The sequence below is a fragment of the Streptomyces sp. NPDC127100 genome, assembly GCF_042724095.1.
Lineage (GTDB): Bacteria > Actinomycetota > Actinomycetes > Streptomycetales > Streptomycetaceae > Streptomyces.
Genome location: NZ_JBHXFL010000004.1, coordinates 55,350 through 73,498, shown reverse-complemented (window position 1 = coordinate 73,498; position 18,149 = coordinate 55,350). Strand labels below are relative to the sequence as shown.

Annotated in this window: 14 protein-coding genes; 10 read left to right on the top strand and 4 right to left on the bottom strand. The window is 71.3% G+C overall.

The annotated features are described in order from the left end of the window. Positions 1-2: 2 nt before the first annotated feature. Positions 3-665: a DUF4232 domain-containing protein gene (locus ACFWJB_RS06775; protein WP_385459342.1), complete on the bottom strand. Its 663-nt coding sequence runs from the start codon at positions 663-665 to the stop codon at positions 3-5. A gap of 105 nt (positions 666-770) precedes the next feature. Continuing rightward, a complete protein-coding gene (locus ACFWJB_RS06770; RefSeq protein WP_386920674.1) occupies positions 771-3,149 on the bottom strand; it encodes a SpoIIE family protein phosphatase in 2,379 nt (792 codons plus the stop codon). Positions 3,150-3,404: 255 nt separating this feature from the next. Between ACFWJB_RS06770 and ACFWJB_RS06765 the strand changes: the two genes are divergently transcribed. The 5 genes from ACFWJB_RS06765 to ACFWJB_RS06745 all read left to right on the top strand — a co-directional run bounded on the left by ACFWJB_RS06765 (position 3,405) and on the right by ACFWJB_RS06745 (position 11,571). Beyond that, on the top strand, positions 3,405-6,500 hold the full coding sequence (locus tag ACFWJB_RS06765) for a glycoside hydrolase family 2 TIM barrel-domain containing protein (protein WP_386920672.1): 3,096 nt from the start codon (positions 3,405-3,407) through the stop codon (positions 6,498-6,500). Positions 6,501-6,654: 154 nt separating this feature from the next. Further along, positions 6,655-8,898 carry a glycoside hydrolase family 9 protein gene (locus ACFWJB_RS06760; RefSeq protein ID WP_386920670.1) on the top strand — a complete coding sequence of 748 codons (2,244 nt, stop codon included), beginning with the start codon at positions 6,655-6,657 and terminating at the stop codon, positions 8,896-8,898. 97 nt (positions 8,899-8,995) lie between these two features. Further along, positions 8,996-9,244: a hypothetical protein gene (locus ACFWJB_RS06755; protein ID WP_077797179.1), complete on the top strand. Its 249-nt coding sequence runs from the start codon at positions 8,996-8,998 to the stop codon at positions 9,242-9,244. A gap of 3 nt (positions 9,245-9,247) precedes the next feature. Beyond that, a complete protein-coding gene (locus ACFWJB_RS06750; protein ID WP_385459350.1) occupies positions 9,248-9,625 on the top strand; it encodes a toxin Doc in 378 nt (125 codons plus the stop codon). A 377-nt stretch (positions 9,626-10,002) separates the two neighbouring features. Further along, complete coding sequence (locus ACFWJB_RS06745) at positions 10,003-11,571, top strand: RICIN domain-containing protein (protein WP_386920667.1); 1,569 nt, start codon at positions 10,003-10,005, stop codon at positions 11,569-11,571. A gap of 92 nt (positions 11,572-11,663) precedes the next feature. On the opposite strand, the gene ACFWJB_RS06740 is transcribed toward ACFWJB_RS06745, so the two are convergent. Further along, complete coding sequence (locus tag ACFWJB_RS06740) at positions 11,664-12,230, bottom strand: hypothetical protein (protein ID WP_386920665.1); 567 nt, start codon at positions 12,228-12,230, stop codon at positions 11,664-11,666. A gap of 425 nt (positions 12,231-12,655) precedes the next feature. Here ACFWJB_RS06740 and ACFWJB_RS06735 point away from each other — a divergent pair, with 425 nt between their 5' ends. Together ACFWJB_RS06735 and ACFWJB_RS06730 are read left to right on the top strand one after the other, a co-directional pair. Then, the gene (locus ACFWJB_RS06735) at positions 12,656-13,201 is read left to right on the top strand and encodes a hypothetical protein (protein WP_385459354.1); all 546 of its coding nucleotides are present in this window, start codon (positions 12,656-12,658) and stop codon (positions 13,199-13,201) included. Positions 13,202-13,367: 166 nt separating this feature from the next. Beyond that, the gene (locus ACFWJB_RS06730) at positions 13,368-13,907 is read left to right on the top strand and encodes a hypothetical protein (RefSeq protein ID WP_385459356.1); all 540 of its coding nucleotides are present in this window, start codon (positions 13,368-13,370) and stop codon (positions 13,905-13,907) included. A 314-nt stretch (positions 13,908-14,221) separates the two neighbouring features. On the opposite strand, the gene ACFWJB_RS06725 is transcribed toward ACFWJB_RS06730, so the two are convergent. Further along, positions 14,222-15,568, bottom strand: coding sequence for a tol-pal system YbgF family protein (locus ACFWJB_RS06725; protein ID WP_385459362.1), 1,347 nt, complete (start codon positions 15,566-15,568; stop codon positions 14,222-14,224). Between the two features lie 414 nt (positions 15,569-15,982). Here ACFWJB_RS06725 and ACFWJB_RS06720 point away from each other — a divergent pair, with 414 nt between their 5' ends. The 3 genes from ACFWJB_RS06720 to ACFWJB_RS06710 all read left to right on the top strand — a co-directional run bounded on the left by ACFWJB_RS06720 (position 15,983) and on the right by ACFWJB_RS06710 (position 18,148). After that, on the top strand, positions 15,983-16,696 hold the full coding sequence (locus ACFWJB_RS06720) for a nitroreductase family protein (RefSeq protein ID WP_383146733.1): 714 nt from the start codon (positions 15,983-15,985) through the stop codon (positions 16,694-16,696). A 67-nt stretch (positions 16,697-16,763) separates the two neighbouring features. Further along, positions 16,764-17,381 carry a 6-phospho-3-hexuloisomerase gene (gene hxlB, locus ACFWJB_RS06715; protein WP_386920662.1) on the top strand — a complete coding sequence of 206 codons (618 nt, stop codon included), beginning with the start codon at positions 16,764-16,766 and terminating at the stop codon, positions 17,379-17,381. Positions 17,382-17,392: 11 nt separating this feature from the next. Then, a complete protein-coding gene (locus ACFWJB_RS06710; protein WP_385459364.1) occupies positions 17,393-18,148 on the top strand; it encodes a triose-phosphate isomerase in 756 nt (251 codons plus the stop codon). Position 18,149: the final 1 nt, after the last annotated feature.

Here is an 18,149-nt window from a genome sequence, read left to right as displayed (position 1 = left end):
GCTCAGGGGCCCGTGCCGGGGGCCAGGGCGGTGACGGACACCGACGACTCGTTGCCGCCCACCGGGACCTCACCGGCCTGCCAGGTCACCTTGACCGGCTCCCGCTCGTCCGGCGGGGTGACGAGCAGCGCCGCCGGGGTCGCCGTGCGGGCACCGCTGATCTCCGGGCTGGAGAACGACAGCCCGGCCCACGCGCTGCCGCCCGGCGCCAGCGTGACCTTCCGCGGAGACTCGGGGGCGCGCTCGGGGTCGGGGCCGAGCTGCCTGCCGGACGCGTCCACGAACGCCGCGCCCGGGTAGCCGTACAGGCTGCAGGTGTGGGCGGAGGTGTTGGTCAGCACGACCGGGAAGTTGCGCTGTCCGGCTCCCGGGTCGACGCGGCCGATCGAGGCCCGCAGCCCGGAGGTGTGACAACGGCCGTCGGTGCGGGCGGACGCGGACGCGGAACCGGCCGTGTCGCTCGGCACGGTGCCGGCCGTCGGCCCGCCGTCGGTGGCGCGGTCCGCCGGTGTGCCGCTGCTGGCGCCTGCCGACTGCTCGGCGCGGCCGGTCTGCGTCGTGCTCGGCGTGCCGCTGTCGGTGCCGCAGGCGGTCAGCATGCCGAGCACCGCGACCGCGCTCGCCAGCAGGGCCGTCCGGCCGAGGGGCTGGGACGTCTTCGCCATCGCTTCTCCACACTCCCGTGAGGTTCGTCGCGCGCGGCCCGGCGCGGGTGCCGGACGGCACGTCCTGCGTTCGAGTGTCCCGCGGGGCGGTGCGGAAACCGCGGGTCACTCCTCCTCGAGCAGGGCCAGCTCCGCCCAGATCGTCTTGCCCTCGGTGGTGTGGCGGCTGCCCCAGCGCTGGGTGAGCTGGGCCACCAGCAGCAGACCGCGCCCGCCCTCGTCCCAGGTCTTGGCCCGGCGCAGATGCGGCGCGGTGTGGCTGGTGTCGGAGACCTCGCAGATCAGCGTGGTGGCGTCGTGGATCAACCGCAGCCGGATGGGCGGTGAGCCGTACCGGATGGCGTTGGTGACCAGCTCGCTCACCACCAGTTCGGCGGTGAAGGTGGCCTCCAGCAACGCCCAGGCGGACAACTGCTCGACGACCTGTTTGCGGATGGGGGCGACCAGCGACGGGTCCGCGGGGATGTCCCAGGTGGCGACCTGGCCGGCGGGCAACCCCCGGGTGCGGGCCAGCAGCAGCGCCACGTCGTCGGTGGCGCCGCCGTCCGGCAGCAGGGCGTGCAGCACGCGGTCGCAGGCGGCGTCCAGCGAGCCGGCGGTGGCGTCCAGGGCCTCCCGCAGCAGCACCTGACCGTCGTCGGGGCTCCGGTCGCGGCCCGCGACCAGGCCGTCGGTGTAGAACGCGAGCACGCTCCCCTCGCGCAGTTCCAGCTCGGTGGACTCGAACGGCAGGCCGCCCACGCCGAGCGGCGGACCGGAGGGCAGGTCGAGCTGCCGGGGCGAGCCGTCCGGCGGGATCACCACCGGCGGCGGATGCCCGGCCCGGGCCAGGGCGCACTGCCGGGACACCGGGTCGTACACCGCGTACAGGCAGGTGGCACCGACCTCGCCCGCGCCGTCGCCGCCGGACTCCTCCGACAGCCGGACGACCAGGTCGTCCAGGTGGGTGAGCAGTTCCTCGGGGGTCAGGTCGATGTCGGCGAGGGTGCGCACGGCGGTGCGCAGCCGGCCCATGGTGGCCGAGGCCTGGATGCCGTGCCCGACGACGTCCCCGACGACCAGCGCGACCCGCATCCCGGACAGGGGGATGATGTCGAACCAGTCGCCGCCCACTCCGGAACGGGCCGCCGGGAGGTACCGGGAGGCGGCCTCCAGCGCGGCGGTGGGCGGCAGCCACCGGGGGAGCAGGCTGCGCTGCAGCATGAGGGTGGTCTCGCGCTCGCGGGAGTAGCGGCGGGCGTTGTCGATGCAGACGGCGGCCCGGGCGCTGACCTCCTCGGCCAGCAGCACGTCGTCGTGCGTGAACGCGTAGGGGGTGCGGAATCGGGTGAAGACCGCGATCCCCAGGGTGGTCCCGCGTGCCTGCAAGGGGACGGACATCGTGGAGTGGATGCCGTACTCCTCGACCCGCCCGACGCGGACCGGGTCCCACTCACGCCACTGCTCGATGTCGCCGGGGGGCACCGCGGCGACGATCGCGTGCCCCGCGACCAGGCACCGGGCCTGCGGTGAGGCCGCCGGATAGACGTCGAGGCGGCCCGGTTCGGCCACCGCCTCGGGGCATCCCGGGTTGACCGACTGGTGGGCGGCCCGGCGCAGGGCGACCGGCGGCGTCGGCGGGCCGACGGGATCGCCGCCGTGCTCCGGCGGGTCCAGCAGGTCGACGCTGACGAAGTCGGCGAGCGCCGGGACGGACACGTCGGCCAGTTCCTGCGCGGTGCGGGTCACGTCGAGGGTGGTGCCGATGCGCACGCTGGCCTCGTTGACCAGCTGGAGCCGCTCCCGGGCGAGGTGCTGCTCGGTGAAGTCGTGGGCGGTCACGCAGACGCCCCGCACCTCGCCGTCCGGAGCGGTGAGCGGGGCGATCCGGGCCAGCCAGGCGTGGGCGCGGCTCTCGCCGGGGGCCTTGAGGTAGGTGTGCATGTCGTGGCCCTGGCCGGTGGCGAGCGCGTGCCGCATGTGCTCCTCGAGTTCCGCGGCCTGCGGACGGCCTCCGAGGTCGGTGGCCCGCAGGCCGCGCAGGCGGTCCGGGGGGAGTTCGAAGAGGCGCGCCATGGCGTCGTTGAGGCCGCGGATCCGGAGCAGGTCGTCGAAGATCATCATGGCGCACGGGGACTGCGTCAGTGCGGCTCTGACCAGTGGGTCGTCCGGCTGTTCGGGCCCGTCGACCAGCGGTGTGACGGCCAGCCACGTGCCCGGACCGTCGTCCTCGGACGGTCTGTGGCGGGCGAGCACCCACACCGTCACCGTGTGCCCGTCGCGGTGCCGCAGGGCCAGCGTCCCGTTCCAGCGTTCGGCGCCGGGCTCGAGCGCCGGGCCGTCGGTCCCGTCGGCCAGCAGTTCGGCGGCGGGGCGCCCCACGACGTCCGCGGCGGGGTGCCCCAGCAGCAGGCGCGCGCCCTCGCTCCACTCCCGCAACGTGCCGGAGTCGTCGACGACGACGCGGGCCGCGGCGGCATCGTCGTGCGGGTTGACCGGACTCATCCTCGCCACTCCATTGCGCACACCCACAGTGAACAGCGCGTCACCTGGGTCCCAGCGTAGTGCGTCCGGGCCACGCGCGGACCCGAACCGTCCGGCTCGCGGAGCCGCCCCGGCGCACGGGACACGGGACCGCCGGGGCACTCAAGACAGAAAGAGCTTTCCGTGCCCTTGACGACGGCGTATGGACCGACGTCAGAATCTGTTTGTTCACGATCACTTGTGAGTACTTCTGATTCCTGATGAGGGAGATCCGGCATGACGGTCACGCGCAGATCGGTCCTGATCGCCTCGGCGGCGACGCCCGCGGCGGGTGCGCTGCTGGGCGCCCCGCCGGCGTGGGCCGCGGACGCGGCGGGGGAGGGCGCGGGCCGCCGTACGGTCGCCCTGCGCGACGGCTGGCGCTTCGCCCTGGTCGATCCGGACGGGAGCGCCGACCCGGCCGGGGAGTACGCCGGAGCCGCCGAACCGGACTTCGACGACTCGGCGTGGCGCGAGGTGGCGATCCCGCACGACTGGAGCATCGAGCAGACGCCCACCACCGAGCACGGCACCACCAGCGGCACCGGCTTCCTGCCGGGCGGCCTCGGCTGGTACCGCCTCGCCTTCACCCTGCCGTCCACCGCGGCCGGGAAGCGGATCTCGGTCGAGTTCGACGGCGTCTACATGGACTCCCACGTCTACTGCAACGGCCGGGAGGCCGGCCACCACCCCTACGGTTACACCGGCTTCGCCCTCGACCTCACCGGCCTGGTGCACACGGACGGCCGCACGGAGAACGTCCTCGCGGTCGAGGTGCGCAACCAACTGCCCAGCAGCCGCTGGTACTCGGGCAGCGGCATCTACCGGGAGGCCCGGCTGGTCGTCACCGAACCGGTGCACGTGCGGCGCTGGGGCACGTACGTCACCACGCCCGAGGTGAGCGGCGAGCGTGCCCTCGTCCGGGTCGAGACCTCCGTCGTCAACGCCACGGGCACCGCGCGCGAGGTCGAGATCAGGTCGGCGGTCCAGGACGCCGAGGGGCGCACGGTGGCGCGGGCCGCGTCGACGGTCACCGTGGCGGACGACACGAGCGAGACCCACGAACTGGTGCTTCCCCGCCCCCGGTTGTGGGACTTCGCGGACCCGTACCGCTACACCCTGCACACCGAACTCCGGGTCGGCGGACGCACGGTCGACACCTACCGCACCCCCTTCGGCGTCCGCACGTTCCGCATCGACCCCGACGAGGGCTTCCACCTCAACGGAGCCCACGCCAAGATCAGGGGCGTCGACCTGCACCACGACCTCGGCGCGCTGGGCGCGGCCGTCAGCGTCGACGCGGTCCGCCGCCAGATGACCCTCATGAAGTCGATGGGCGCCAACGCCTTCCGCACCTCCCACAACCCGCCCTCGCCCGAGATGATCGAGATCTGCGAGGAACTGGGCATCGTGATGCTGGTGGAGGCCTTCGACTGCTGGCGCACCGGCAAGAACCGGTACGACTACGGCCGGTTCTTCGACGAGTGGTGCGAGCGGGACGCCACCGAGATGGTGCTCGCGGCCCGCAACTCGCCCGCCGTCGTCATGTGGTCGATCGGCAACGAGATCCCCGACTCCACCTCCACCGCCGGCCTCGCGATGGCCGACCGGATCATCGCCGCGATCCGGGCCGCCGACGCCACCCGGCCGCTCGTCATCGGCTCCGACAAGTACCGCCGGCTCCCCGCCAAGGGTTCGGCGGCCGACCTGATGCTGGCCAAGCTCGACGGACTGGGGCTCAACTACAACACCGCCAAGTCCGTGGACGCCCTGCACGCCGCCTATCCCCACCTGTTCCTGTTCGAGTCCGAGTCGTCCTCCGAGACCTCCACACGCGGCACCTACCAGGAGCCCGAGCACCTCAACACCGGTGAGAACCACACGCCCGGCGCGCGGGCCACCTCCTCGTACGACAACAACCTCGCCTCCTGGACCATGAGCGGCGAGTACGGGCTCAAGAAGGACCGGGACCGCAGGTGGTTCGCCGGGCAGTTCCTGTGGTCGGGCATCGACTACATCGGGGAGCCCACGCCCTACGACGTCTTCCCCGTGAAGGCGTCCTTCTTCGGCGCGGTCGACACCGCCGGCTTCCCGAAGGACATGTACCACCTGTTCCGCAGCCAGTGGACGGACGCCCCGATGGTCCACCTGCTGCCGATGACCTGGAACCACCGCGCGGGCGACACCGTCGAGGTCTGGGCGTACTCCAACGCCGACACCGTCGAGCTGTTCCTGAACGGGAAATCCCTGGGCGTCCGCTCGTTCGACACCAAGAGGACGGCGGACGGCCGGGTCTACCTGGAGACCACCGAGGCCACCGGCGACGACAAGACCTTCACCGACGGCCCCTACCCGGGCAGTTACACCAGCCCCACCGGCAGCGCGGGCAAGCTCCACCTGACCTGGCGGGTCCCCTTCGCGCCCGGCGAGCTGAAGGCCGTCGCCCGGCGCGGCGGCAGGACCGTCGCCACCGACGTCCTGCGCACCGCCGGGGCACCGCACGCCGTACGTCTCACCCCGGACCGGGAGGCCGTCGCCGCCGACGGCCGTTCCCTGGCCTTCGTGACCGCCGAGGTGGTGGACCGCGACGGAACGGTGGTGCCCGGCGCCGAGCACCTGATCTCCTTCGAGGTCGCGGGCGGCTCCCTCGCCGGAGTGGACAACGGCCGCCAGGAGAGCGCCGAGCGCTACCAGGCCAGTACCCGCACCGCCTTCCACGGCAAGGCCCTGGCCATCGTGCGGTCCGGCACCCGCCCGGGGACGGTGCGGGTGACCGCCCGCGCGGACGGGCTGCGGGCGGGCACGGCGGTCGTGCGCGCCCGGCGGGCCGCGTCCGCCGCGACCACGCCGGCCCCGCGGTTCGCGCCCGGGCAGCCGGAACCCGTGGTCCATCCGCACGCGGACGCGAGCTACTCCGGACGCCCCGACACGCTGCCCGCCGCGGTGCTCGACGGCGACCCGGCCACGGGCTGGTCCAACGGCTTCCGCAAGGAGGCCACCGCCCTGCTGCCCGCCTTCGACGGGGCCCGCGCCGCGGACTGGATCTCGGTCGACCACGGTCGGACCCGCCGTTTCGGCCGGGTCGAGGTCTCCTTCACCGTGGACGCCGCGCACAGCCTGCCCGCAGCGGTGGAGGTCGCCGTCTGGGACGGCCGCGCGTGGCGGACGGCCGAGGGCGCGCGCACCGAGTGGGCGACCGCGTCCGACGCTCCCACGGTGATCACCTTCGACCCGGTGCGCGGGTCCCGCGTCCGGCTCACGCTCACGAGCCGTCACCCGGGCGAGGCGAGGGGAGCGGTCCGCGTCAGCCGGCTGGAGGCGCCCGCCGTCTGACCGGCAGCGCCCCGGTCCGGACGGGAACCGCTCCCGTCCGGACCGTTGACGCGCTGTCATGTCTGCCACAACCATGGCCCTCGACCACCATTGGGAGCGCTCCCACAAGTTCTTCGGTTGCGCTGCCCGTCCCCCACCCCCGAGGAGCCCGGACGTGAAAAGACGCAGAACCGCGCTCGTCTCCCTGACGGCCCTGCTCGCGGCGGCCGTCACCGCGCTGCCCGCCGCCCCGGCCGGCGCGGACGAGACCGAGCAGGTCAGGAACGGCACCTTCGACACCGGCACCGACTCATGGTGGGCGAGCAGCGGCGTCACCGCGGCCGTGTCCGACGGCCGGCTGTGCGCCGACGTCCCCGGCGGCACCGCCAACCGCTGGGACGCCACCGTCGGCCAGAACGACATCACCCTGGTCGCGGGGGAGTCGTACAGGTTCTCCTTCACCGCGACCGGCGCTCCCGCCGGCCACGTGGTCCGGGCGATCGTGGGCCTGTCGGTGTCCCCGTACGACACCTACTACGAGGTCAGTCCGCAGCTGAGCGTCTCCGGCGACACCTACTCGTACACCTTCACCTCGCCCGTCGACACCACCCAGGGCCAGGTCGGCTTCCAGCTCGGCGGGACCCCCGACGCCTGGCGGTTCTGCGTGGACGACGTGTCCCTGCTGGGCGGCGTGGCACCGGAGCCGTACGTCCCCGACACCGGACCGAGGGTGCGGGTCAACCAGGTCGGCTACCTGCCGTCCGGACCGAAGAACGCGACGCTGGTCACCGACGCGACCGCGCGCCTGCCCTGGCAGCTCAAGGACGCCGGCGGCCGGGTCGTGGCCCACGGCTGGAGCGTGCCGCGCGGCGTCGACGCCTCCTCCGGGCAGAACGTCCACTCGATCGACTTCGGCCGCCACACGCGGCGCGGCGACGGCTACACCCTGGTCGCCGACGGGGAGACCAGCCGCCCGTTCGACATCGGCACCGCCGCCTACGAGCGGCTGCGCGTCGACTCCGCGAAGTACTACTACACCCAGCGCAGCGGCATCGCCATCAGCGACCGGCTGCGCCCCGGCTACGCCCGCCCCGCCGGACACGTGGGCGTGGCACCCAACCAGGGCGACACCGAGGTGCCCTGCCGGCCCGGCGAGTGCGACTACACCCTCGACGTCTCCGGCGGCTGGTACGACGCGGGCGACCACGGCAAGTACGTGGTCAACGGCGGCATCTCCGCCTGGGAGCTGCTGAGCACCTACGAGCGTTCGCTGCACGCCCGGACCGGGAAGCCGTCGGGCCTCGGTGACGGCACGCTCGCGATCCCGGAGAGCGGCAACAAGGTGCCGGACATCCTCGACGAGGCCCGCTGGGAACTGGAGTTCCTGCTGAGGATGCAGGTCCCGGCCGGGCAGCCGCTGGCCGGAATGGCCCATCACAAGATCCACGACGCCCAGTGGACCGGGCTGCCGCTGCTGCCGAGCGACGACCCGCAGAAACGCGAACTGCACGCCCCGACCACCGCGGCCACCCTCAACCTGGCGGCGACGGCCGCTCAGGCGGCCCGCCTCTACCTGCCCTACGACCGCGCCTTCGCGGCGAAGGCGCTCGACGCCGCACGCACGGCCTGGGCCGCGGCCCTCGCCCACCCGGACGTGCTGGCCGACGAGAGCGACGGAGTCGGCGGCGGCGCCTACCCCGACAGCCGGGTGGACGACGAGTTCTACTGGGCGGCCGCCGAGCTGTACCTGACCACGGGGGAGCGGACGTTCGAGAAGTACCTGCTGGCGTCCCCCGTCCACACCGCGGACATCTTCGTCCCGCTCGGCTTCGACTGGGCGCGCACCGCGGCGGCCGGCCGCCTCGACCTGGCCCTCGTGCCGAACCGGCTTCCCGGGCGGGACGCCGTGCGCCGCTCCGTGGTGAAGGGCGCCGACCGCTATCTCGCCACGCTGAAGGCGCACCCCTACGGGATGCCGTACGCCCCCGACGGCAACGTCTACGACTGGGGATCCAGCGCCCAGGTCCTCAACAACGCGGTCGTCCTCGCCTCCGCCTACGACATCACCGGCGGCTCCGCCTACCGTGACGGCGCCCTCCAGACCATGGACTACATCCTGGGCCGCAACGCGCTGAACATCTCCTACGTCACCGGCTACGGCGAGGCCAACGCCCACCACCAGCACAGCCGCTGGTACGCCCACCAGCTCGACCCCGCCCTGCCCGACCCGCCGGCCGGCACCCTCTCCGGCGGACCCAACTCGGCCATCCAGGACCCCTACGCGCAGAGCAAGCTCCAGGGCTGCGTCGGACAGTTCTGCTACATCGACGACATCCAGTCCTGGTCGACCAACGAGCACACCGTCAACTGGAACGCGGCACTGGCCCGCATGGCGTCCTTCGTGGCGGACCAGGGCTGAGGGTCCGCTCACCCGTTCGCTTCCCGCGGTACCGTCGTACTCCTGCTCTGACCTGGGGGTATTTACGGGCCAGTACCCACGCGGTACCGTGGGAGGCATGCCAGCCCTGAACGTGGAGTTCAGCGACCGCGAGCTCGAGGACCTGAGGCAGATCGCCAAGGAACGCGGTACGTCGATGAAGGCGCTCGTGCGGGAGGCCGCCGCCGCCGACATAGCCCGGCACCGGGCGCTGCAGGAGGGCGCGGAGGCGTTCCGCCGGTTCTTCACCGCCCACGCCGACGAGTTCGCGGCCGCGTTCCCCGACGACGAACCACCGCCCGCCCGGGGCGAGGGGCGGGCCGCCTGACCCATGGCACCCGTTCTCCACATCGACGTGCCCTGGCTGCTCCAGCGTCACGAGGAGGTGCTGCCGGAGCAGCCCACGATCAACGACTTCTCCGCGCTGGTCGCCGCCGTCGCCCGGCACCGTGTCGATCCGCCCCGCCTCGGGGTGGACTCCGACCCCGCCTGGCGGGCCGCCGCCCTGCTGCACACCCTCGCAGTGCTCAGGCCCCTGCCGTCGGCCAACGCCCGCTTCGCCTGCGCGACGGCCGTGGCGTACATGTTCGCCAGCGGTGTCGGCATCGACCCGCCCTACGGTGCCCTGGTCGACCTCGCGCGCGACCTGCTCACCGGTGACGCCGATGTCTTCGGCGCGGCCGACCGGCTGCGTTCCTGGCAGATCTGACCCTCGCCCGGCCGCCCTCCCCGGGGCGCCGGCCGGGGGAGGGCGGAACGGACCCGGAGGCCCTCGCCGGCCGTTCCCGCGGGACACGCCGGAAAATCCGAAAACCCGTGTAGGGCACATCGGTTGACGCGGATTCCGGGTGTCTTTCGTGGAGGTCCGGCATTGTCCGGGCGCGCCTTGTTGACCATCAGTGCTTTGTGCGAGAGTGAAGCACTCGTGCGGGGGGTGAAGGCCGGGTCTCGCACGCATCGTGGGAAACCGGGCCCGATTTCGCCGTGGCGCATTCACGCCCCCACGCCGCGCCCAAGAGGTATACACCAATTCCCTTTCGGTGACCGGAACTGCGCGTCACCCGCGCGTGGGAAGGAAACAGCTCAGTGCCCACCCCCCACCCCCCTCGTCCCGTCCACCCGTCCTCCGGCGGGGGTCCCGGGGAGTCCGACGAGTGGCTGGCCGCCCGCCTCCGGGACGGCCCGGAGAGCGAGGCGGCCCGGGCCGTCGCGCTGCTGACGGCCCGGCACTGGCAACCGGCCCACGACTACGCGGCCATCTGCCTCGCCACGTCGGGGCGGACCAGCGCCATGGTCACCGCCGCGGCCCAGCACCGGGTCCTGGACCGTCTCGCCCAGGGCGAACCGGCCACGGCCCTGCGCCCGCGGCTGCTGGTGGCCGTGCGCGACACCGTCCGCCAGTGGGCCGCCGACGACGCGATCAACGGCGTTCTGCCGCAGTTGCTCAAACCCGCCGGCGGGCGCGGTATGCGGGCGGCGAAGTCCCTGATCCCGGAAAACCGCACACTGGCCGCGCGCGCATTCGCCTCCCTTCCCGGACCGGCCCGCTGTTTGCTGTGGCACACGGAGGTCGAGGGGGAACCGATTGATGTGCCGGCCGGTCTCCTCGGTATGGACACCGACACCGCGTCGGTCACGTACGGACAGGCGCGTGAGCAATTCCGTGAGGGATGCCTGCACGCGCACCGGCAGCTCGCGCCGACCCAGGACTGCCGTTTCCACAACCGGCTCCTCGACGTCCCGATCCGCCGGGGCGGGGACCTGCTGCCGGAGGTGCGCAAGCACCTGGGGGAGTGCCGGCACTGCCGGCACGCTGCCGAACAACTCGCCTGCTTCGAACGGGAACTGGGGCCGCTGATCGCGGAGGCGGTGCTCGGCTGGGGTGCCCGGCGCTATCTCGACTCCCGTCCCGACCGCGCGGACCGGGGCACCCCGGCCAGGTCCGCCGCCCGGCACCGCGGCGGACGCTCCAACCTGCTCGCCCGGATCCCCGTGTCCGTACGCCGGCTCCCGGGCCGGCCCCGCTCCGTCCGTTCGGCGCTCAGAGGAGTCGGCGCCGCTTCGGCGGGAGTACTGGCGGTCGTCCTCGTGACGAACGTGTGGTCGTACGACGGCGGCGGCGCCGATCCGGCCGCGTCCACCAGCGCCGCCGACGGCCGGGGTACGGCGTCGGCGACCTCCCGCCCGAAACCACCCGGCGCCGCCGGTCTGCCCACGGCCGCGGATTCCGCCCGCCTGCGCAACGTCGCGGCCGGCCTCTGCCTCGACGTCCGGGGCGAGCCCAGGGCCGGCGCGGGGGCCCGGCTGGCGGCGTGTTCCGAGGCGTGGACGCAGCAGTGGACGCTGGAGGAGGACGGGCTGCTGCGCAGTGTCGCGGACCCCGGGCTGTGCCTGGACTCGCAGGCGGACGCCGGAGTCGTCATTCTCGGTGTCTGCGCCGACGAGGGCACCGAGCGGGGCGACGCCGTGCGCTACGACCGCACCGCACAGGGCGCGCTGCTGCCGCGCTGGCAGAACCAGCTCGCCCTCGCCGCCACCACCGGCGCCCCGGACGCCGACGTCGTCGTCAAGGTGCACGACGGCTCCACCGATCAGCGCTGGCGGATCGAGAAGGCGCCGGCGGCGGACGGGGCCCTGTCGGTCGCCGGCACCTAGGAGTGCCTCGTTACGGTGGCGATCCCGGCCGGTGGTGGGGACGATCGGCCTTTCGACCGTTCGGTATCAAGCCGTCGCGCTGATCGAGAACGTCAGAGGATCTCGAGAGTGAGGGCCCCCGAGGAGGTGGTGATTCCCTTTTCGGTGAGGCACTCCAGGGGCTGGGTCGGACCGGGAGCCAGAACGAACTCGACCACGACCGTGGACCCCGAGAAGTCACCGGAAACGACCTCACCGGTCATCACGATGACGGACACCCCGCCGGGGCGGACACTGAGGGCGGTGGTGAAAGCGAAGACGCTGGAACTGTTCTGGGGGTTCGTCCAGTCGATGCGACCGCTGCCCTGCGCGTCCTCCAGGACACAGGACAGGAGGCCCTGGCCGGTGAAGCTGACGGTGCCGGACGTGTGGTCGAGCGGGAGTCCGACACAGGGGCCCACCGCTCCCGAGGCGGACAGGGCGGTCTGGCGTGGAAGGAGGGTCAGACCGGGTTGATAGGTGCTGGTCTCGTAACCGGGGCACGTCAGGAGGGCTGGCGTCTGGCGTGCCGCCGCCCGGACGGTCGGCTCCGGTGCGGACGCTGCGGCCGCCGGCTGCGCGAAGAGACCCAGCAATGACAGCGTCAGCGCTGAGCCCAACAACGAAAGGCGAAGGGACATGGGAACTCCTGGTCGGAGAAGCTGAGAAGGCAGGAGCCCGCTGATGTCACGGCAGTGACGGAGAGCTCAGCAAGGCGAAGCACTACCTGCCGTGTAGCGCCTTACCGTGCCACTCCCTCACCCCAGTGACCATAGTCACTTCGGGGGGGGCGACGGGTGTCGTCGAGGAACGCCCTGTGCACCGGCACGACCAGGTGCCGCGACGCCCGGGGCGGCAGCGTTTTCGCCACTATGAGGCCCCGACGTGCATGCCGGTCCCTTCTCGTCGTGGCCGGCTGCTTCGGCCACCGCGAGATCCCCGGATACTTCTGTCGCTAGTCATTCCTGCCTATGGCCAAGGGAGGCGCGGCCCTGGTCTGATGTTTGTGGTAGGCCGGAAGCCGCCTCGTAAGCAGGCGACGAGTGCACCTGCCTCGGAGGCCGTCATGAGACCACTGGCCAGCCACCGCACGGTGCTTGGCGTGTTACCAGTTCTCGCCGTCGCTGTTCTCGGAACGGCTTCCCATGCCGGCGCCACGGAGCAGTCAGCCGTTGGCGTCGTGTGCGCCGCAGGCAGCCACACCGGCGCCTACAACCCTCCAGTGATCAATACGCCGCGAACGACCACTGTGACGAGCACGGAGAACTTCTCGTGCACCTCGGTACTGACGGGAGTGTCGAGCGGCAGCGGTACGTCCGCCTCGACGCTCTCACTGAACTGTCTTCTCACGGTGTCGTCGCCGTTCTCTGCCACCTGGACCTATGAGTGGAACACCGGCGAGACGTCCACCATCACGTTCGGTCTGAGTGAAGCGGTGAAGGCGGCGGACGGTACCACCGTCGTCACCAGCACCGGCAGTGTCACGGCGGGGCTCGGGCAGGGCAGCCTCGCCGTGAAGGTCACCGTGATGCCGCAACTCAGCCTGACGGCCTGCGCCACCACCGGGGTATCGGCCGTCACCGGCCCGGCCACCCTCACCATTCTGCCTTGACGGCCGGCATGACGATCCGCGCCACCGCCGTGATCTGCGAAGCCGCCCGCGCTGTGCTGTCGCCGGTCCGCACCTCGTCCGGTGCGCCGCGGCACGTCCCGTACGCCTCGCGAGGCGGCCGACATCACCTCGGGTCCGCGAGGCCCGGTCACTGAAGGACGGACCGATGCGCAGAACTCTCGCTTCAATCCTGACCGCTTGTGCCCTCGGCGCTGCGGCTCTTCTCCCCGCGACGCCCGCGACGGCGGATGCGAACGACATCAGTGTCGTGAGCTGTCCCCTGGGCGTGCAGAACACCTCGTACTCTCCCGGCCTGACCCTGTCCACGCCGGCTCCGGAGGTCGAGGTGACATCAAGCGGGACGCTGGGGCCCTGTGTCTCCACCGACCTCCGCCACTCTGCAGGCACCTATTCCTTCGACGGCAGCGGTACGCTCAACTGCCTCGGCGGCAGCAGCGCCGGTACGGGCAGCATCGTATGGGCTGATCCGGGCACGCATCCGTCCCGGTTCACCTTCACCAGTTCTCTGGCGCTGCGGCCCGACGGCACGACGGTGCTCGTCGCGACCGGCCCCATCACCCAGGGCGACCTGGCGGGACACACGATCGTCAACACCGTGGTCATCACCAGTCTCGACCTCCTGGCATGTGCGACGCCCGGCGGACTCACCTCCACATCCGGTCCCTTCCTCGTCACCATTCTGTGAGGCCGTAGTTCCCTTCCGCCGCGGCGAGACGGACGGAGTTCAGCCGACTGCCGCCCTGGGCCGTCGTGAACCCATCGGCGCAGCCGTGCGGGAGGCCGTTCACCCGGACGGCAGTCCAGATATCGCCTTGGAACGTGCCCGACTCGACGATGAGCCCATGAACGATCCCTTCTTCGACCACATCGCCGCTCTCACCCGTCGCTCGCCCGGGGTGCCGGAACGTGATCACTATGCCCACCGCCGTGCGGTTCCGGGGGTCGAGGGCTGTCCTTCGCGCACCCTCGCGTGTGAGAGGGCAGGGCTTCGGAAAGCGGCTACGCTGGCCCCTTCGGGAGAGTGATCGCCGAGATCCGGCCCAACAGCGCGGCTGCCTCAGGAACCCGCCGGAACTGGGTCAGACGTGCTCGCAGCTCGCGCGCTACGAGCAAGGACCGGCGAGAACGCAGGAGGGGATACACCTCGGCGAAGAGCTGACCGTACGTGCACGCTTCCTCCACCATGCCCTGTTCCAGTAGCACCAGTGCCACTCGTGCCTGGCTCAGAGCCCTCAGACGGTGTTCGTGCGCGGGGCGTTCGGCCGCCGCGTACCGCAGGGCGTCCAGGGCCGATCGTGCGTCCCCGAGCAGGTGGAGCGTCTGTCCCTTGCGATAGGCGAAGCCGGCTCTCGGGTAACGGGAGAAGACGTCCTGACGGAGGGCGGTCTCGTCCAGCGACCCCTCGGCAGCCTCGAGATCCTGGTGGGCGCGTCGGTGTTCGCCCACCAGGGCCAGGGCGTTGGCCCGCTGCGCGAGGACGAACGCCCGCAGAGCCCCATCGCCTGACTCACCCGCCGACGTGACCGCGGCGTCAGCGAGGTCGGCCGCATACCGGAACGCGTTCATCCGCACCGCCTGAACACTTGTCGCCCGCAACGTGATGGTCCGCGTTCGGAGGTCCCCTGCTTCGGCGGCGGCGCCAAGGGCAAGGAAGTAATACCGCTGCGAGAGGCCCTGGTGGCCCGCGTCCGACGACATGTCGCCCAACAGGTGCGTGAGTTGAGCTGTCGCTGACAGAAGATCCGCTCGCACGTCGGGTCGTGCCGCGAGCACCAGCAACCGTCCGACGTCATCTCCGAGATAGGAGGCGAGCGCGGTCCGGGCGTGCCCGCCTCCGTATCGAAACCAGCCTGCGGCGAACTGGGACACCATGAACCGCACTCTTCCCACATCGGCGCCGGTGAGCCCGCCGTGGCGCCGGGTCGGGCTCACGGGCTGAGGTGTGTGCACGGCCTCGGCGGCCGGAACTCCCCTCTGGCGGAATACGGACTGCAGCAACTGCGCATGGCCTGCCGGGTGGGCGTCCCTTCTGGCCAGGACGACGAGATCTCGGCTCACATCTGCTTCGCCGCCACGGGTTTCGTCGGATCTTTCGGTCAGTCCCGTCTCCGTCGCATCGATGGGACGGCCGATCCGGCGAGTGAGCGCCTCGGCCACAAGCTGGGGAACCAGGCCCCTGGGCCGGGAACCCGTGAGCCAGTGGGCCACCGTGGTGCGGTCGTACCGAAGGGAAACGCCTTCGGCTGCGGCCAGGCGGTTGACGTCTCGAGCGAGGTCCGCCGCGCTCATGTCCGCTTCGGTCAGTAATCCGGCGAGCATGGCGTTGCGACCGTGACGGCGTGACACGGGCTCCTCCGACGACGTCGACATCCGGCGCGATGCCTGGGTGAGCGAGGATCCGCGCCGAAAGACCGCCCACGAGCATGGATTACCTATTTACCCCACTATCATATTTTTGAAAGGGCTCTTTCTTGCCACTTCACAGTGAATCCGCATTTCTGTCATGAAGGATCCCTTTGCGGTTCCTGATGCGGGCGCCCGTAAGGCGGCGTTCGGTCTCTCGCCGTACCGCGTGGACTGTGCAGTTCAACGCGTTCACGCACCACCGTTGGCGTCGAGGTGTCGGGTGCACCGGTGCGGTAAGCCGAGTAACGGTGCCCCCCCGACGGGTGCCGAGCACCGGAACACTCAGTGAGCGGACGCGCTGAACACGTCTTCCTGAGTCTGATCGGTCGGTTGTACTGAGAAGGGGTGACGTGCATGCAGGACAGGACGGAACCTGTGGACCGAGGACATCGAGCGGCACCGGCGACAGGGCCGCTGACCGGGGAGGAGTTGCTGACGACGACACGGTCCGTCCGCAGGCGTCTGGATCTGGAACGGCCCGTGGACGTTCGTCTGGTGCATGAGGCGTTGACGATGGCGCTGCAGGCGCCGAACGGTTCCAACGACCAGCCGTGGCAGTGGATCGTGGTGACGGATCCGGCTCAGAGGTTCAGGTTGGCCGAGTGCTACCGCAAGGCGGCCGGTCCCTATCTGGAGGCCATGGCGGCGCAGGCGGCCGAGGAGCCGGAGCGTAGGGGTGTATGGCAGGCGTCCGCGCATCTGGCGGAGCACCTGCACCGTGTTCCCGTACTGGTCGTGCCCTGTCTGAGCGCCTCGCCGGACGATTTCGAGGCGCGGTTCGCCGAGTTGGGCCTCCCTCCTCCCGCAGGACATGTCGCGCACTCCGTCTACTACGGCTCGGTCTGGCCCGCGATGTGGAGCTTGATGCTCGCTCTGCGGCTGCGTGGTCTGGCCGCCGCGGTGACCGCCCTCCACCTGGCATACGCCGGGGAAGCCGCGGAAGTGCTCCGGCTCCCGGACGGCGTCACCCAGGCCGGCCTCCTGGCAGTGGGGCACCCCAAGGGCAGCTCCTTCAGGCCGGCACCCCGCAGAGCCATCGGTGAGGTCCTGCACCGAGACGTCTGGTGACGCGATCATCACATTCCCCGAAAGCCCTCACGCACCGCATCGTCAGCCGAACAGGAGTGCCACGACGGTGGTCGACCAGAACAAGTCCCGAGAAAGCCAGGTCGTTTCGCCCGACACACCCGTGGGTGTCGACGGGCCCTACGCCTCTGCCCGACGCGTCGTCCTGCGGGAACTTGACGCATTGCTCCGCCATGTCGAGGAGGACGTCTGCGCCGACCTGATGGCCGCGCTCCGGGACGCCGACCGCGTCTTCGTCGCAGGAGCCGGCCGTTCCAAACTCTCCGCCGAGGGTTTCGCCATGCGATTGATGCACATGGGACTGTCCGTGCATGTGGCGGGTGACTCCACGACTCCCGCCATCGGCCCGGGTGACGTGCTGCTGGCATGCAGTGGGTCGGGCGAGACCCCCACCGTCCTGGTCATGGCGGAGAGCGCCGCCCGCTCGGGCGCCCGGATCGCCGCAGTGACGGCGGACGTCGACTCGCGCCTGGCTCAACGGGCCGACCTGCTGGTGCATCTCGGCGAATACAGCCAGGACCACGAGCCCGGCCGGTCCGGCCAGTTCGTCGGCACCCTCTTCGAACAGGGAGCCCTGCTGTTCTTCGACTCCCTGATCCTCGCAAGCGAGCAACTGTGGGAGACCGAACCACAGGCGATGCTCGCCCGGCACACCAACCTCGAATAGGGGAGGGGATCATGCCGGTCTCACTGACCAGCACAAAGATGAACCTCGGTCTGAGGCAGACCGAGGAATGGATCAACGAAGCCCTTCTTCCCCGAGCTGACGCCCTCGCCCGGCTGCTCTTCTGCGCCTGCCTGCCCCACCCGCTCCTGCCCCTGGGAGCCGAGCTCCTCGAAGGCACCGGCATGAGCGTCGGTGCGCAGAACGTCTGGTACGAGGAGGGTCCGTTCACCGGAGAAGTCTCCGCCGGCCTGCTGGCCGAGGTCGGCTGTACGCACGTCATGGTCGGGCATGCGGAGCGACGTCACCTGTTCGCGGAGGACGACCGGCTCGTCGGCCGCAAGGCACGGGCCGCGGTACATGCCGGCCTCGTCCCGGTGATATGCGTCGGGGAGGACGAACACCTCGGTCGGGCCGAAACAGTCGCTCACGTACGGCGGCAGGCGTCAGCGGTCCTGGACGTCCTTGCGCCCGACGCGACCGCGATCCTTCTCTACGAGCCGGTCTGGGCCATCGGCTCGGCACAGGGCGCCGATCCCCATCAGGCCGCCGCGGTGCTGGAGGCCCTGCGTCGGGCGGCGAGCGCACATGACGCCGTCGGCATGATCTACGGCGGTGCCGTCGTCCCGGGTGTCTACACCTCCCTGCGTCGCCTGGCGCCCTGGGACGGAGTGGCCATCGGCAGGGCCGCTCAGGACACCACGATGCTCGACGAGATGCTCGGTGAACTCCTCGAGCCGATGCACCGAGGACCGGGAAGCGACGGCTGAC